Origin of the sequence: Aquitalea denitrificans, assembly GCF_009856625.1 — a bacterium.
Taxonomy (GTDB): Bacteria; Pseudomonadota; Gammaproteobacteria; order Burkholderiales; family Chromobacteriaceae; genus Aquitalea; species Aquitalea denitrificans.
In genome coordinates, this window is sequence record NZ_CP047241.1 from 908574 (window position 1) to 923091 (window position 14518).

At 56.1% G+C, this 14518-nt stretch carries 18 protein-coding genes; 6 read left to right on the forward strand and 12 right to left on the reverse strand.

Translation table 11 applies throughout. The annotated features are described in order from the left end of the window. The first annotated feature begins 84 nt into the window (after nt 1-84). Both GSR16_RS04155 and GSR16_RS04160 read left to right on the forward strand, forming a co-directional pair. Nucleotides 85-963 (forward strand): MBL fold metallo-hydrolase, encoded by an 879-nt coding sequence (locus GSR16_RS04155; protein ID WP_159875280.1) that lies wholly within the window; start codon nt 85-87, stop codon nt 961-963. Next, a complete protein-coding gene (locus GSR16_RS04160; protein ID WP_159875281.1) occupies nt 957-1652 on the forward strand; it encodes a DsbA family protein in 696 nt (231 codons plus the stop codon). The genes GSR16_RS04155 and GSR16_RS04160 overlap by 7 nt, the downstream gene beginning before the upstream one ends. Nucleotides 1653-1671: 19 nt before the next feature. Here the strand turns inward: GSR16_RS04160 and GSR16_RS04165 are convergent, their stop codons facing one another. Continuing rightward, nucleotides 1672-2820 carry a PP2C family protein-serine/threonine phosphatase gene (locus tag GSR16_RS04165; protein WP_159875282.1) on the reverse strand — a complete coding sequence of 383 codons (1149 nt, stop codon included), beginning with the start codon at nt 2818-2820 and terminating at the stop codon, nt 1672-1674. 202 nt (nt 2821-3022) lie between these two features. Between GSR16_RS04165 and GSR16_RS04170 the strand changes: the two genes are divergently transcribed. Together GSR16_RS04170 and GSR16_RS04175 are read left to right on the forward strand one after the other, a co-directional pair. Continuing rightward, a complete protein-coding gene (locus GSR16_RS04170) occupies nt 3023-3484 on the forward strand; it encodes a YaiI/YqxD family protein (protein ID WP_159875283.1) in 462 nt (153 codons plus the stop codon). A gap of 314 nt (nt 3485-3798) precedes the next feature. Next, a complete protein-coding gene (locus tag GSR16_RS04175) occupies nt 3799-4551 on the forward strand; it encodes a class I SAM-dependent methyltransferase (protein WP_159875284.1) in 753 nt (250 codons plus the stop codon). 50 nt (nt 4552-4601) lie between these two features. Here GSR16_RS04175 and GSR16_RS04180 read toward each other — a convergent pair whose 3' ends face one another. The 3 genes from GSR16_RS04180 to tadA are packed head-to-tail and all read right to left on the reverse strand — an operon-like array spanning nt 4602 to nt 6428. Next, nucleotides 4602-5018 carry a DUF2721 domain-containing protein gene (locus tag GSR16_RS04180; protein WP_159875285.1) on the reverse strand — a complete coding sequence of 139 codons (417 nt, stop codon included), beginning with the start codon at nt 5016-5018 and terminating at the stop codon, nt 4602-4604. Between the two features lie 5 nt (nt 5019-5023). After that, nucleotides 5024-5680: a L,D-transpeptidase gene (locus tag GSR16_RS04185; RefSeq protein WP_159875286.1), complete on the reverse strand. Its 657-nt coding sequence runs from the start codon at nt 5678-5680 to the stop codon at nt 5024-5026. A gap of 1 nt (nt 5681) precedes the next feature. Then, nucleotides 5682-6428, reverse strand: a complete 747-nt coding sequence (gene tadA, locus GSR16_RS04190) for a tRNA adenosine(34) deaminase TadA (RefSeq protein ID WP_159875287.1) — start codon at nt 6426-6428, stop codon at nt 5682-5684. A 224-nt stretch (nt 6429-6652) separates the two neighbouring features. Between tadA and GSR16_RS04195 the strand changes: the two genes are divergently transcribed. Continuing rightward, the gene (locus GSR16_RS04195) at nt 6653-7495 is read left to right on the forward strand and encodes a hypothetical protein (protein ID WP_159875288.1); all 843 of its coding nucleotides are present in this window, start codon (nt 6653-6655) and stop codon (nt 7493-7495) included. Nucleotides 7496-7523: 28 nt separating this feature from the next. Here GSR16_RS04195 and GSR16_RS04200 read toward each other — a convergent pair whose 3' ends face one another. From GSR16_RS04200 to GSR16_RS04210, 3 genes are read right to left on the reverse strand one after another with little or no spacing between them, the layout of a single operon-like run. Beyond that, complete coding sequence (locus GSR16_RS04200) at nt 7524-7802, reverse strand: hypothetical protein (protein WP_159875289.1); 279 nt, start codon at nt 7800-7802, stop codon at nt 7524-7526. Between the two features lies 1 nt (nt 7803). Beyond that, entirely contained in the window at nt 7804-8190 is a 387-nt protein-coding gene (locus GSR16_RS04205) for a phage holin family protein (protein ID WP_159875290.1), read from the reverse strand. 15 nt (nt 8191-8205) lie between these two features. Next, complete coding sequence (locus tag GSR16_RS04210; RefSeq protein ID WP_159875291.1) at nt 8206-8520, reverse strand: ElaB/YgaM/YqjD family protein; 315 nt, start codon at nt 8518-8520, stop codon at nt 8206-8208. A gap of 366 nt (nt 8521-8886) precedes the next feature. Between GSR16_RS04210 and GSR16_RS04215 the strand changes: the two genes are divergently transcribed. Beyond that, complete coding sequence (locus GSR16_RS04215) at nt 8887-9657, forward strand: glycosyltransferase family 2 protein (protein ID WP_159875292.1); 771 nt, start codon at nt 8887-8889, stop codon at nt 9655-9657. 69 nt (nt 9658-9726) lie between these two features. Here GSR16_RS04215 and GSR16_RS04220 read toward each other — a convergent pair whose 3' ends face one another. From GSR16_RS04220 to smpB, 5 genes are all read right to left on the reverse strand, one after another. Then, nucleotides 9727-10365 (reverse strand): hydrolase, encoded by a 639-nt coding sequence (locus GSR16_RS04220; RefSeq protein WP_159875293.1) that lies wholly within the window; start codon nt 10363-10365, stop codon nt 9727-9729. Between the two features lie 34 nt (nt 10366-10399). Further along, nucleotides 10400-11365, reverse strand: a complete 966-nt coding sequence (locus GSR16_RS04225) for a hypothetical protein (RefSeq protein ID WP_159875294.1) — start codon at nt 11363-11365, stop codon at nt 10400-10402. A 552-nt stretch (nt 11366-11917) separates the two neighbouring features. Then, complete coding sequence (guaA, locus tag GSR16_RS04230; RefSeq protein WP_159875295.1) at nt 11918-13495, reverse strand: glutamine-hydrolyzing GMP synthase; 1578 nt, start codon at nt 13493-13495, stop codon at nt 11918-11920. A gap of 65 nt (nt 13496-13560) precedes the next feature. Continuing rightward, nucleotides 13561-13917, reverse strand: coding sequence for a LiaF transmembrane domain-containing protein (locus GSR16_RS04235; RefSeq protein WP_159875296.1), 357 nt, complete (start codon nt 13915-13917; stop codon nt 13561-13563). Beyond that, nucleotides 13914-14369 (reverse strand): SsrA-binding protein SmpB, encoded by a 456-nt coding sequence (gene smpB, locus GSR16_RS04240; protein WP_159875297.1) that lies wholly within the window; start codon nt 14367-14369, stop codon nt 13914-13916. The genes GSR16_RS04235 and smpB overlap by 4 nt, the downstream gene beginning before the upstream one ends. Nucleotides 14370-14518: the final 149 nt, after the last annotated feature.

Genomic DNA, 14518 nt, shown 5'->3' on the forward strand with positions numbered 1-14518 from the left:
GTATATCTGCACGATTTTTGGCGCTAAAGTACGCTCCATCATCAATCAGGCGCTGGTTTTACCCTGCGCCATCCGGAGCCGATCATGCCGCGCACTTCTACTGTTTTCCTGTCCCTTTTGCTGTCATCCGGCCTGCTTGGCAGCGCTGCCCAGGCCGCGGACGCGCTCAAATTATCGGTGTATCAGGCCGATGAAAACAGCTTCAATGTCACTTCGGTGTTGGTCAGCGGCGAAAAAGATGCCGTGCTGATCGACAGTGGCTTCACGCGTGCCGATGCCTACCGTATTGCCGCCAGGGTGCTGGATAGTGGCAAGACGCTGAAGGCCATTTATATCAGCCAGGCGGACCCGGACTACTATTTTGGTGCCACCGTGCTCAAGCAGATTTTCCCGCAGGCTGAGTTGCTGGCTGCTGCCCCCACGCTGGCGCGCATCAAGAGCAATATTGCTGGCAAGGTGGCATTCTGGGGGCCGAAAATGGGCACCAATGCACCACAGGCTCCGCTGACCCTGCCCAAGCCACTCAAGGGCAGCCAACTGACGCTGGAAGGGCAGGCCATCGAGGTGCGCGGCACTTCCGGGTTGCTGGCGCATCGCGGCTATGTGTGGATTCCGTCCATCCGGGCGATTGTCGGTAATATCGGCGTGGTGTCCGGCCTGCATGTGTGGACGGCCGATACCCAGAGCAAGCAGGAGCGCCAGGCCTGGCTCAGCCAGCTGAATGAAATGGAGGCGCTGCAGCCGAAGCAGGTGATCCCCGGCCACATGGCAGCCGATGCGCCCACTGGCCTTGCCAGCATCCGCTTCACCCGCAGTTATTTGCAGCAGTTTGAACAGAATCTGGCCGTTTCGGCCACTAGCGCGGAGCTGATCCAGCATATGCAGCAGGCTTTTCCCCAAGCTGGTGAAGCGCTGTCACTGGAGATCGGGGCCAAGGTCAACAAAGGTGAAATGAAATGGTAAACACTACACTACATTACTTTTACGACCCGCTGTGCGGCTGGTGTTATGCCGCATCACCCCTGTTGCAGGCTGCTGCGGCGCTGCCCGGTCTTAACCTGGCGCTGCACGCCGGCGGCATGATGAGCGGTAGCCGTCGCCAGGCAGTTACGCCGGCCCTGCGCGATTACGTGATGCCGCACGACCAGCGTATTGCCAGCATCACCGGCTTGCTGTTTGGTGACGCCTATTTTGACGGCCTGCTACGTGATGGCAGTGCGATATTCGATTCCACTCCACCCATTGCCGCCATTCTGGCGGCAGAAAAACTGGGCTTGGTCGCACTTGCCATGCTGTCTGCCTTGCAGCGGGCACACTACCAGCGCGGCCTGCGCATTGCCGATACCCTAGTCCTGCGGATGATAGCGCAGGAGCAAGGGCTGGATCCGGCTGGATTTGCTGTCGAGCTGGAACGGCAGCTCAGCCTGGCTGAGCTGCATATCCAAGACAGCCGCCATTTGATGCAGCAATATGGCATGCAGGGTTTTCCCAGTCTTTTGCTGGAGCGGGATGGTCAGTTGCAGAGGGTGGACGTTTCCCCCTGGCTGGGCCAGCCACAAGCATTTACTGCGGCGTTGCAGGGCGTACTGGGGAGTGGGGAGGCCACCGAGGCATCACTTTGCACTGCAGACGGTTGCGGATTGCCAGGATAGCCAGCTGGCAGGTGGGGTTTCAGGGGCAGCGTACAACCACCAGAGAAATATCGTCGTGGTTTTCGCTGCCGGCCAGATGCTGGTTCACTGCCTGGGTGATCGCCCCCTGAATGTCCTGCGAACCGGCCTTGCGCATGGCCTCCAGTATGCCGTCCAGACCGAAGGGGTGGCGATCGGCATTGTAGGCTTCAGTCACGCCGTCCGAGCATACGACCAGTGCACCGCTTTCCTGCCAACTGAAGTAGTCGAGCGTGGATTCGAAATCACTGTCCGGCAAAATGCCCAGCGGAGGAGACCTGGAGGCGAAAGAGCGCAGCACCTCGCCATTTCTGCCTACATACATGGCACAGGGAATGCCGCCGTTCCACACCGCGATGCGGCGTAGCTGGTAATCCACCTCGATCAGCGCCGCGGCCACGAAGCGGCCAATAGGCAGGATGGTATGCAGCTTGCGGTTGATCGTCCGGGCAATCTCCTGCACCGGCAGATTGCGATCGCTCATGGCAAAGAAAGTATCCACCGCCGGCAGGCCGCAGATGGCTGCTGCCAGACCATGGCCGGTGCTGTCTGCCAGCATGATGCGATCCAGTCCCGGCTGGCTGCGCCGGATGCAGATGGTATCGCCGCTGAAGTTCATTGCCGGACGCTGCCATTGCTGGATATTGGGCGGTGTCTGCTCGGCGCGGCGGGTAAAGCGGTCCAGCACCATCTGGGCAAACATCTGCTCCTGCTCATTGATGCGGTAGTACGCTTCCAGCCGTTCGCTATCCTGTGCAATGCGCTGCTGCATGTCCGAAATACGGATCAGCACATGCAGTTTTGCAGTCAGGATATCCAGATCTATCGGTTTGGTCAGGTAATCATCGGCCCCCATCGCCAGTCCACGCAGCAGTTGGCTGCGGTCGGTCAGCGAAGTCAGGAAAATGATGGGAATCCAGTGTTCTCCCAACAGTCTCCGGATGGCGCTGGTGGCGGCAAAACCATCCATCACCGGCATGGTGACATCCATGAAGATGACATCCGGCCTTTGTTGCTGACAGAAATCCACGGCTTCCTGGCCATTGCATACGGCTACGGCCTCGTGGCCCAGCAGGCGGATGTAGTCGATCAGGATCTGACGCGAGGTCGGGCTATCTTCGGCAACCAGAATAGTCAGCGCGCGGGTCATTCAACAAACCTTGTGGGAGAAGGGGGCAGGGTGGATACCTGCCTGTAGCGTAAGCATATGCATGTCCGGCTACTATAGAGTGCCTGAACAGTTTATGCCATTAGCTTGGTAATGAATCTGTCGACTTTAACAGATTGACATGGGCAGACAAGCCGGACTGTTGTAGGCTTGCCGCACCTTCATTTTTGTCAAAGCGCATGCCATGACTATCTGGGTTGATGCCGATGCCTGCCCTGCGGTCATCCGCGACATCATCTGCCGTGCGGCCCAGCGTACGGCAACATCGGCCGTATTTGTGGCCAATCGCCTGACTGCCTTGCCTGCCAGTCCCTATCTGCGTGCCATCGTGGTGGCCAAGGGTTTTGATGTGGCCGATGCCGAAATTGCTCGGCAATGTGTGGCAGATGACTTGCTGGTCACCGGTGATATCCCGCTGGCTGCCGAAGTGCTGGCCAAGGGTGTTGCTGCAGTCAATTTTCGCGGTGAAGCCTATTCCAGGGAAACCATTGCCGGTCTGCTGACCATGCGTGACTTTATGGAAACCATGCGTGCCAGTGGTATCCAGAGTGGTGGTCCTCCGCCATTCAGCCAGGCGGACCGGCAACAGTTTGCCGGTAAACTGGACCAATGGCTGGCTGCCCGTCGCCGTCAGGCCAGCAAGTAAATCGCATCTGGACGCAGTAGTTGCTGCGGCAATGCGGTTTGCACTCTGTTACACAGGCAGCTACAAGAATTGCCTGCTGCTGCCGATAAGAAACCAATGATCACAATACATGTGTGCCATGCCGCTGATGTAGCCTGCTTGCTTATGGTTTGTGATTAGTTATTTGACTTGTTTAAACTTTATCTTTCAAAAGAAATTAATTGAAATTAAATGGCATGCACAATGCTATTATCATTAACACCTTGCATCCAAGGGGTGACGCGGAATAGTCCAGCGCACCGTTTACCCGAGTGAGTGTTCATTTGAGCCCAATCATGGATACGCGTGCCATTGCCACCTTCGACCTGCAGTCAGACCAATATGCGCGCTACCGTCCGCAATATCCGGACATGCTGTTTCGCTGGTTGCAGGCTGCGGTTCCCGGCCATCAACGTGCCTGGGACTGTGCTACAGGCACCGGTCAGGCGGCAGTACAGCTATCTCGCCTGTTTGGCCGGGTTGATGCCTGCGATATCAACCACAGCCAGCTTGATGCGGCCGAGCAGGCAGCCAATATCATGTATCTGGAATGTGCGGTGGAGCATCCGCCCTATGGCGATGCCGTATTTGAGCTGATCACGGTTGCCCAGTCTTTGCACTGGTTCGATTTCCAGCGTTTCTGGCCGCATGTGGAAAGAACCCTCAAGCCCGGTGGCGTGTTTGCCGCATGGGGCTACGACTGGTTTCAGGTTTCGCCGGAAGTGGATGATGCCATGCGCTTTTTCCGTGCGGTGATCGAACCGTTCTGGTCCAGTTGCAGCCAGTTGTTGTGGGATGGCTACCGGGACGTCAGCATGCCCCTGCCTGCCATTGCTACCCCGGTCTACCAGATTGTCATGCACTGGAATCTGGAGCAGTTGCTGGGTTATCTCCACACCTGGTCGGCGACCAAGCTGTGCGTGCAAAGCCTGGGTCATCATGTGCTGGATGATGCACGCCAGCGTCTGCTGCGTGGCTGGGGAGATCCTGCCTTGGTGCGTCGGGTCAACATGCCGCTACATTTCCTTGCCGGCCGCAAGCCGGGCTGAGTCAAAAAAAACCGGCATTGCCGGTTTTTTTCATCGACATCCGGCGGTGTTCACTTTTGCTGGCGATGTGATTCCGCTTCCAGGTCGGACAGCAGGATATTCAGCGCATCGGACGAGCGTACCAATTCCCACAGCGAGGTGGCCAGGGAGGCAATCATCAGCAGCAGGCTGATGCCAAATGACATTTCTCCCAGCTGCTGCCAGCCGGTATAGATCTGGAACATGGCCATGCTGCAAAGAAACAGACTGCCTATGCCGAGGAATTGCATCCATTTGATCAGCTGGATACGGGTACGCAGATTACCGATCTGCAGCAGGATCTTCGGGTTCTGCTCTGTCTTGTAATCGGTGTACAGATTGCGAATGATGCTGGCCAAGCCGAGAAAACGGTTGGTATAGGCTAGCAAAAGTAGCGAAATGGCGGGAAACAGCAAGGCTGGTGTGGTGAGGTTGAGTGCTGCGTGCATGATGTTCAGGAATTCTCGTCTATCAAAATGTCTGTGCCATTGGGCGTTTGGTCAAATAGCTGGATGATGTCCGGATTCTTCATCCGCACACAACCCAGTGAAGTAGGGGTGCCAAAGGCAACATGATCGCCTGCGCCATGCAGGTAGATGGCTCGGTCGTAGCTGTCGACATTACCCCCCTGATTCCGGCCGGCCTCATCGCCGCACAGCCACAGGATGCGGGTGAGAATCCAGTCTTTTTCCGGATACTGCTGGTGCAGCTCCGCCGTGTACTTCCATGGAGTTACCCGGCGACGAAAGATGATGGTATTGGGTTCGGCTCCCGCTCCCAGTTTTTCACATACATGGTGCCAGCCCCGCGGGGTCTGGTAGCTGTTGGCCTGTTCGCCGGCCCCGCGTCGTGCTGTGGAAACAATATAGTGCTGCTGCTGACGGCCCCATTCATCAAACAGAATCAGCGACTGGCTGCGTATTCCAACCAAAATCCAGGGTTGGCCATAGTGCCGTGCATTGGCACGGGTGGCTTGCAAGGGAGCGTCCTGTTCTGTCTGCAAAATAAAAGCCGCCGGATCTGTTGCATCTGGAGGAGATGCCAGCAATGCCTGTGACAACAGGCTGATGCTTGCTCCGGTGCGTAGCTTGTCCAGCAAGCTTCGTGCCATTTCATGTCTCCTGCTCACGGCGTTGCCGAAAAAAATCACTTAACTGCTGGCTGCATGCCGCTGCCTGCTGTCCACCCCATATGGCCGTATGGTGATTGAGTTGTGACATGGCAAACAGGTTCAGTACGCTGCCGGCGGCTCCGGTACGCGGTTCGCTGGCACCAAAGATCACCCTGCCAATACGGGCATGCAGGATGGCACCGCTGCACATGACACAGGGTTCGAGTGTGACATATAGATCGCAGTCGTCCAGTCGGTAATTACCCGCATGTCTGGCGGCATCGCGCAAGGCCTGCATTTCGGCATGTGCCGATGGATCGGACAAGCCCACTGGCTGGTTAAAACCGCGGCCAATAATCTGCCCATTTCTGACCACCACCGCCCCGACCGGTACTTCCCCGCTTGCGGCCGCCAGGCTGGCCAGCTGCATGGCTTGTTGCATGAAGCTGGCAATTTCTTCTGCTGCTGGAGGAAGGGCAACGGGCGGATGGCTTGCCAGCATCTGGATCAGCCTTTCCCTGTCAGCATCTCCCAGTTGAGACCAGTGCACACCACGCGCAGCAGCTTCCAGTGCAAACAGTAAGCGCCGGGTAGCCGTGTGGCCAGCTGCTTTCAGCTGCAAAAAGGTGGTCACACTGCCGTTTTGCACTAGCTGGTCACGCGTATTGATGCCGATTTGCCGCAACCATTGCACTGCAGCTGGGGGCAGAGGAGGCGTAGCAAGCAGGGTGTCGGTGGGGGAGAGCATGGCAGCGGGGTTGCAGTGGGTAGTTTATCTATTTTAGCGTTTTCGGTGGCAGGACCTATAGCAGTGCGTTAAAGAATCAAACAAATATGCCGATAGAATCAGGTAAAGACATCACTGTGGTAGCTGCCAGCATGCTTTCCATCCAGTATTTGACTCCGAGTCTTGCGCGGGCCGATGCCAGAGACAATGCCCCGGTCTCTGCCGCCTCCGGCAAAGGACAGGCTATGGCGACCAATAGTGCGGATACACCGGTGTTGCCGGGAATGACGCCTGCTGTACAGGACAATACCCGTCAGGCGCTGAGTCAGTCCTTGCAGCAGGCCCTCAACCAATGGCGGCAGCAACAGGCTGCGCTGCAGAAGCAGGCCCAGAGCAGCAAACAGAGTACCAATCAGCCGCTGGATGCCGGTCGTATGGAGATGCTGAAAGAGAGGGTGAAGAACCTGCGCCAGATGCTGTTGCTGGTGGGGCGGGACAAAGCCGGCCTGCGTGCCATTGCCATGCAGCTCAAGCAGATCAGTGCTGAATTACGGCAGATGGTTGCCAATGCAACCGGCCAGGCTCAGCCACAGGGCATGACGGTGAATGTGAGCATGGCTGCTGCCGGCAATGGGCAAACCGGTGCGGATACTGCTGCAACAGGGGATGTCGCTTCCGCGTCGGCGACTACTCCGGAGCAATCCATGGCAGGGGACAGTGGAAACAAAGAATCATCAGACGGCACTGATACCGCATCCACCAGCAGCGTTGCGGATGCAGGCAATATGCCAGCTGGCAACGGAGTGGCAACTGGCTTGAGCGGCAATATGGAGTTGCAGACGCTGATCAACAGTATCAAGGCCATTCAACAGTGGCTGCGACAGCGCCAACAACAGACGCAGGATGAGTCGCTGAAAAAATGGCTGGATGACAGCAGCAAGGATATGGCGGCTATCACGAATATGTTGAACGGAGGCAGCAATAATGCCGAAGGAGAACTGAACCTGCAGGTAGAACTTGCCGGCAGCGGTACGGATGGCAGCAATGGTGTAGATGTCGGCAGTGCTGGCGTAAACGGTCAGGCCTGAAGAAAAAGCATAGTGCGCGCCAGCTGTTTCAACGGGATGCCCAGAATTTACTGACCAGCTTCCACATCAGCAACATTCTGGTGCCACGGCGCAGCCAGCGGCGTACAGATTCCGAAGGTAGTATATTGGCCAGCGAGGACAACAGGCTGGCGGTGCGACCTCCGCCGGTAAAGGCCATAAAACCTTTTCCGGCCATACCCAGCGGGTGTTGACGCAGCTGTTCCAGCTCCAGGGTCAGCTTCACGCGCAACACCTCGCCCTTCATCAGTAACAGCTGCTTCTTGATGGCACGGTCTTGGGGTTTCATGTCACCTTCTCCCGCTCAGGCTGGTCCAGTCCTTGCGGACTTCGGCCACTGTGTCGGCAAACGGTGCCGGGCTGCGATAAGCACGCTGACGCACATGCCACAGCAAGCCCAGCGCAGCGGCCAGGCTAAGCAGCGTCAGTGCACCCAGCACCAGTGCCCGGGATGACTCAGGGGTAAGCACCAGAATCAGCAGCAATCCACACAACAGGGCCAGCAGCAGCAGGATTAGTGCCAGCCCGCCCAGCAGCAGGCTCAGCAGCAGGTTGTCTTTCTGCTCTTCCGCTTCCAGCAAAAATAGCTCGAAGCGGGTAAGCAACAGAGAGAATACCCCGCTCATCAGCGAGCTGATGCTGCCTGGGCGGGGCGGGCACTTGGTGGAATCGGGCATGTGGTGGAAAGCGGCTTAGCGGCGTGAAACCAGCATGCCCAGCAAAAAGCCTACCCCTGCTGCAATGCCGATGGATTTCCACGGATTTTCATGTACATAGTCATCAGTTGCCTTGGCGGCAACTTTGGCCTTGCCGACCACGACCTTTTCCGCCTCCAGCAACCGAGCCTTGGCCAGCTTGATGTTTTCACTCAGACGTTTGCGTAGTTCGCGCCCCTTTTCGCCGCCTTCATCACCGGCAGCGCCGAGCAAATCCTCGGTACTGGACAAAACCTGGCGTACGTCATCCAGCAGTTGTTCTTTTTCCTGATTCAGTGCAGCTTCGGACATGGTTATTTCCTCGGTGAGATTGAAACGGGTAAACAAATACAGACTGCAATGCAAAACGGATGGTTCCCATGCGGGCATGGCACTTGTTGACCGTATCAGTGGTACTGCAGCGCGTCAATTGCCAATGGATTGTGATTTGCCCTGCCGCAACAGTGGCTGATGGTTTCTTAATTGCTTACTAGACTGTGCGGAGAAGCAAGCCTGGCTTGCATGACAAGATATGAATTGTTACTGCTTCGCGTATTACGGATAATGCTCAAAAAATTCACACTCCCTCTGCCTTTGATGCTGATGGCAAGCCCAGGTGCCATATGGCTGGGTGGGACCGCAGCATAGGCAGATCCGTTTCCGAATGGGCAAGACTACATGACGCCGTTGTCAATCTATGTACTGACTTTCAATAGTGAAAAATATCTGCAAGCCATCTTGCATGCAGTAGCCGATTTGGCTGACGATCTGCTGGTTGTCGACAGCGGTAGCCAGGATCGTACGGTAGAAATTGCGCAACAATGTGGCGCACGAGTGGTGTATCGGAAGTTTGATGATTTTCGTCAGCAGCGAGATTTTGCCCAGCAGCAATGTCGCCATGACCACGTTTTTTTCCTGGATAGCGACGAGATCCCCAGTCCGGAGTTGGTGGCCCACATCCAGCAGCTCAAGCAGAACGGGTTTCAGCACGATGCCTATGCCATCCAGCGTGACTGGATTGTGATGGGTAAGCAGGTACATGCTCTGTATCCGGTCGGTTGTCCGGATTACCCGGTGCGTATCATCGAGAAAAACCGTGTGCGTTTGTCTGAGCAAGCGGTGCATGAAGACTTTGTCGGCTACCGTAGCCGTGGCCGGATTGCGTTGCCGATCAAGCACCAGACTTTCCACTCCATGGCGGAGATCAATCGTAAGCTGGATTTGTACACCAATCTGGATGCCAGTGATCTGGCACGCATGCATACACGCAAGAACTTTGCCCTGCGGCAGTGGACCAGCCCGGTTGGTGCGTTTTTCAAGTGGTACGTCAAGAGTGGCAACTGGAAAGATGGCCGTGTCGGCCTGATTCTTGGTCTCTATGCCGCACGGTTTGCACACCGGAAATACAAGAAGGCATTGCAATTGCTCCGTACTGCACCGGGCAGCTAAGCGGATAGCCTGGTTGAGGCCATCAAGGGATGGCCCGTTGGATGACTTACCCGCTCGCTGCTTTGAGGGTCAGTCACGGTCATAAGATAGCTGTATGCCCATGGTGCCCCCGGTTTGAATGAATATATCCATGAAGTCCTGCACAGTTGCCGTGCGTTTCCAGTCGCGCTGCAGTTCGCATAGCAACTGAGTGAGACTGATCAGTTTGCCACCAGCCTGTTCAATCCGGCGCAGGGCCATTTCATGTGCCGTGCGTGATGTGCCTCCGACCGCATCCGCCACCACATATACTTCATAACCTGCCGCCAGGGCATCCAGTGCCGGAAAGGTAAGACAGGCTTCGGTCCATAGTGCGGTCATCACCAGTTTTTTGCGTCCCGTGGCTTCCACCGCCTGGCGAAATTCGATGTCCTCCCAAGAGTTGATCGTGGTGCGATCGTAGGTTGGGTAGTCGCCCAGGACATGGCGCAGTTGTGCAATCGGTGGTTTGTTGAGGCCGCTTGTTACATTGACTGTGGTATGGACAATCGGTAAACCAAAGGCGACAGCAGTTTTGGCGGTGCCAACGATGTTGTTGATCAGTAATTGCCTATCCATCGAGGCAATCGAGTTAACTTGTACTGGCTGATAATCGATGATGATAAACGCTGCATTTTGCGGTGTGAGCAGGTGATCGGTCTTGGCATCGCGGATGGTTTCACTTGTCATGGCTGTTTTCCTGTTAAGTGTCGGGTCGGAAATGTCAGATCTGGTCAAAACCGCCACTGGTATTCTTGGTTGTACCGCTGATTTCCAGTGTTTCAATGGCACCATGCATTTCAAGCGGGTTAATGCCATTGCCGTGGCAAATGAGACCCCCGGCAATTTCCACCCTTTGCACCGAGCCACCAGGCTTGATGCTCAGAGCAATTGCAGACAGGGTAGTAACAACCCCCTTGACCAGTGATTGTCCGGTACCACCAAAAGTCTCAATGCCATGTCTTACCTTGATGCTGCCCACCGGTTTGCTGATCTGGATACCAACGGCACCATCGGCATGGGTGATGATGCGGTCGAATTCAGCCTGACGAACGGTCCCGGTATAGACATTGAAGCCGCGTGCACCTTGGCCGAAGGTTTCAATCTCTGCATTGATCTGCAGTGAACCGATGGTACCGAAGTTGACAAAACCGATGCCGCTGGCACCAAAGGAAGTCACCTTACCTTCGGCAATCCATTGCTCTACGGCCCCCCAGTTGTCCAGTACCATATCGTTGGGGCCATAAGTTACCACCGGGCCATGATTGATTACCCGGTCAACAAAGGCACCATAAACCGTAAATACCCCCCCGGTAATGCGGTCCGGGGTGCCGGGTGCGATACCGCCATCGCTGTAAACTGCATTGGTTTCCAGACGCCGAGCAACAAGTCGGCCACCGATATCGCCGGCCCCGCTGACAAAAATGCCGCTGCCCCGTACCGGTGCGCCTAGACGACCTGCGGCAAGGCCGGTCATGTCGGCGGTAATGGTAACGGTGCTATCAGGCTGTTGATTCCATAGGGTAAAGGCACCAGGAATGACCTCCACACCATAACCCTTGGGGCGCTGCTCATAACTGCGGGCATCGGCCATTTCGATATCGATATTGTGTGCTTCGACATGGCCGCTACGAACCTGGTCACGTGCCAGTATCTGCACCACCCCGGTGATGTCGAGGTTTTGCAGCAATATGCGACCCAGGCTGACAACGCTGCTGTCATTAAATACTGCTCTGCGATCATTATCTGTTTTAATTTTCAGGCTATTGACCTGATTGTCAGTTGATAAGCATATTCCATCGACTCCTGCCTGGAACTGAAGTGCTGCATTCTTGTTGTTGCCAGAAATATTCTGACCAGGGCGCAGATGCAGGGTAGGTACATCGCTTAGTTCTGCGGTGATGAGAATATGTGTCACAGCAAGGTCTGCAAGCGTGGAAACAAGCTCTGCAGTGGTATTGACCTGATGTTGTGCAGCACTCATGAGGCATCTCCTTGATTGGTGAGACGTGAAATGAGTGCTTAGAATAGTGTGGGGCTGAAGGGGGATAACTAATCAGTTTCTGGTGATTGTTCTGATTTTTCTGATCGTATGAACGCCCATTGAATCGGGCAATAGCCATACTTTATCTCTGTATCTTGATTGAATATTACGTGGCATCCGGTTTGGCTGACCATAAAAAAGCCGTCCCGAAGGACGGCTGTATTCAATTGCTATCACACAATCAACGCGGGAATGTGCTTACTCCCACTCAATCGTTGCCGGCGGTTTGCCTGACACATCGTAAACCACGCGGTTGATGCCGCGCACTTCGTTGATGATGCGGTTGGAGGCGCGGCCCAGCAGGGAATAAGGCAGTTCGGCCCAGTGGGCGGTCATGAAGTCGCTGGTGACCACGGCACGCAGGGCAACCACGTAGTCGTAAGTGCGGCCATCGCCCATCACGCCAACCGATTTTACCGGCAGAAACACGGCAAATGCCTGGCTGGTGAGGTCGTACCAGTTCTTGCCGGTTTTCTCATCCACGGTATTACGCAGTTCTTCGATGAAGATGGCATCGGCCTGGCGCAGCAGGTCGGCGTATTCCATTTTCACTTCACCCAGGATGCGTACACCCAAGCCAGGGCCCGGGAAGGGGTGACGGTAGACCATGTCGTGCGGCAGGCCCAGCGCCACGCCCAGTTGACGGACTTCGTCCTTGAACAGCTCGCGCAGCGGTTCCAGCAGCTTGAGGTTCATGTCTTCCGGCAGGCCGCCCACATTGTGGTGGCTCTTGATGGTGTGGGCTTTTTTGGTTTTGGCACCAGCGGATTCGATCACGTCCGGATAAATGGTGCCCTGAGCCAGCCACTTGGCATTGGTCAGCTTGTTGGATTCAGCCTGGAATACTTCCACGAACTCGCCGCCAATGATCTTGCGTTTCTTTTCCGGATCGGTTTCGCCAGCCAGCTTGCCCATGAACTGTTCGGTGGCATCAACATGGATGACCTTCACGCCCAGGTTCTGCGCAAACATTTCCATCACCATCTTGCCTTCGTTCAGGCGCAACAGGCCGTGGTCGACGAAGACGCAGGTCAGTTGCGGGCCGATGGCACGGTGAATCAGCGCGGCAGCGACCGAGCTGTCCACGCCACCGGACAGGCCGAGGATGACTTCTTCGTCACCAACCTGTTCGCGGATTTTCTTTACCGCTTCGTCGATGTAGTTGGGCATGGTCCAGCTGGGCTTGCAAGCCGCTACGTGCAGTACGAAACGATGAATCATTTCGGTGCCGCGCTTGGTGTGGGTCACTTCCGGGTGGAATTGCACGCCGTAGTAGCCACGATCTTCATCGGCCATGGCGGCGATGGGGCAGGACGGGGTTTCGGCAATGACATGGAAGCCGGCCGGCAGGGTGGTAACCTTGTCGCCGTGGCTCATCCACACATCCAGGAAACCGTTGCCGGCATCGTCGACGTGGTCTTGCAGGCCTTCCAGCAACTTGGAGTGGTGGCGGGCCTGAATCTGGGCGTAGCCGAATTCGCGTTTGTCACCGGCTTCCACCTTGCCACCCAGGCTTTGTGCCATGAACTGCATGCCGTAGCAGATGCCCAGTACCGGAATGCCCAGTTCGAACAGCGCCGGGTCGGCCTGGTAGTCGGATTCGTATACCGAGTTGGGACCGCCGGACAGAATGATGGCCTTGGGGCCGAATGCACGGATTTCTTCAATCGGCATGTCAAACGAATGAAGCTCACAGTAGACGTGAGCTTCGCGTACGCGGCGGGCAATCAACTGGGTAACTTGAGAGCCGAAGTCGAGAATGAGGATCTTGTCCATGCCTGTCCTTGGTAGGTTCCGTTGGCCCATGGGCCTGTCGTTCAATGAGTAAATGGTTTGCCGTTTCAGGTGCGATCCTGCTGATCCGGCAGGGAGCGCCAGCGTGTGCTGCGTTCCGGAATTCGGTCGCTGCGTGACAGCAACATCAATAGGCCGGCCAGTACCATGCCCAGCGACAGCAGATGACTCATGTGTAGTCCCATATTGTCGCGCAGGTAGATGGCGGCCCCGGCGTAAACCAGCAGCGGGCAACTGACCAGGGTGGATTTGTTCAGGCCGTCAAACAGTCCCAGCAGGACACCGGCAATGATCAACAACAGCGCCAGCATGGTGCTGGTGTTGGGCAGCAGGGCGGTGCTTTTGAGAAACCATACCGCGCCCAGGCAAATCAGTGCGATGGGCAGTGCGGCACTTTTCTTCATGCGCCACCTCGCTGGTTTTTCATGAAGCGTTGTTTTTCACGCTGCCATTCGCGGTCTTTTTCCGTGTCGCGCTTGTCGTGCAGCTTCTTGCCTTTGGCCAGGCCTACCTGGGCCTTGATATTGCCTTTGCTGTAATGCAGGTCCAGCGCCATCATGGTGTAGCCGGCACGTTCCACCTTGCCGATGAAGCGGTTCATCTCTGATTGGGACATCAACAGCTTGCGCGGGCGGACCGGGTCCGGCTTGACGTGGGTGGAAGCCGATTGCAGGGCGGTGATATGGCAGCCTATCAGCCAGAACGCACCATTTTTCCAGTCGATATAGCTTTCTTTCAGCTGGATGCGTCCGGCACGGATGGCTTTGACCTCCCACCCTTCCAGCACAAGCCCGGCCTCGAGTTCTTCCTCGATGAAATAGTCATGGAAGGCTTTGCGGTTCTGGATGATGCTCATGCGCCTGAGGTTTCCGTGGCTTTGAATGGGAATCGGCTATTCTACCAGAAGCTGCGCCCAGGCCAAAATTCCTGAAAATCAGCGGCTTGTAATTTGCATGCGGGTAGAAGCCGGACAGGCCGGATGGCTTTTGGTAAACTGCCGGGCTT

What these genes read in the sequence shown, in the direction of transcription:
- GSR16_RS04155 (WP_159875280.1), top strand. Translation starts at nt 85, where the DNA reads ATGCCGCGCACTTCTACTGTTTTCCTGTCCCTTTTGCTGTCATCCGGC.
- GSR16_RS04160 (WP_159875281.1), top strand. Translation starts at nt 957, where the DNA reads ATGGTAAACACTACACTACATTACTTTTACGACCCGCTGTGCGGCTGG.
- GSR16_RS04165 (WP_159875282.1), bottom strand. Translation starts at nt 2,820, where the DNA reads ATGACCCGCGCGCTGACTATTCTGGTTGCCGAAGATAGCCCGACCTCG.
- GSR16_RS04170 (WP_159875283.1), top strand. Translation starts at nt 3,023, where the DNA reads ATGACTATCTGGGTTGATGCCGATGCCTGCCCTGCGGTCATCCGCGAC.
- GSR16_RS04175 (WP_159875284.1), top strand. Translation starts at nt 3,799, where the DNA reads ATGGATACGCGTGCCATTGCCACCTTCGACCTGCAGTCAGACCAATAT.
- GSR16_RS04180 (WP_159875285.1), bottom strand. Translation starts at nt 5,018, where the DNA reads ATGCACGCAGCACTCAACCTCACCACACCAGCCTTGCTGTTTCCCGCC.
- GSR16_RS04185 (WP_159875286.1), bottom strand. Translation starts at nt 5,680, where the DNA reads ATGGCACGAAGCTTGCTGGACAAGCTACGCACCGGAGCAAGCATCAGC.
- tadA (WP_159875287.1), bottom strand. Translation starts at nt 6,428, where the DNA reads ATGCTCTCCCCCACCGACACCCTGCTTGCTACGCCTCCTCTGCCCCCA.
- GSR16_RS04195 (WP_159875288.1), top strand. Translation starts at nt 6,653, where the DNA reads ATGGCGACCAATAGTGCGGATACACCGGTGTTGCCGGGAATGACGCCT.
- GSR16_RS04200 (WP_159875289.1), bottom strand. Translation starts at nt 7,802, where the DNA reads ATGAAACCCCAAGACCGTGCCATCAAGAAGCAGCTGTTACTGATGAAG.
- GSR16_RS04205 (WP_159875290.1), bottom strand. Translation starts at nt 8,190, where the DNA reads ATGCCCGATTCCACCAAGTGCCCGCCCCGCCCAGGCAGCATCAGCTCG.
- GSR16_RS04210 (WP_159875291.1), bottom strand. Translation starts at nt 8,520, where the DNA reads ATGTCCGAAGCTGCACTGAATCAGGAAAAAGAACAACTGCTGGATGAC.
- GSR16_RS04215 (WP_159875292.1), top strand. Translation starts at nt 8,887, where the DNA reads ATGACGCCGTTGTCAATCTATGTACTGACTTTCAATAGTGAAAAATAT.
- GSR16_RS04220 (WP_159875293.1), bottom strand. Translation starts at nt 10,365, where the DNA reads ATGACAAGTGAAACCATCCGCGATGCCAAGACCGATCACCTGCTCACA.
- guaA (WP_159875295.1), bottom strand. Translation starts at nt 13,495, where the DNA reads ATGGACAAGATCCTCATTCTCGACTTCGGCTCTCAAGTTACCCAGTTG.
- GSR16_RS04235 (WP_159875296.1), bottom strand. Translation starts at nt 13,917, where the DNA reads ATGAAGAAAAGTGCCGCACTGCCCATCGCACTGATTTGCCTGGGCGCG.
- smpB (WP_159875297.1), bottom strand. Translation starts at nt 14,369, where the DNA reads ATGAGCATCATCCAGAACCGCAAAGCCTTCCATGACTATTTCATCGAG.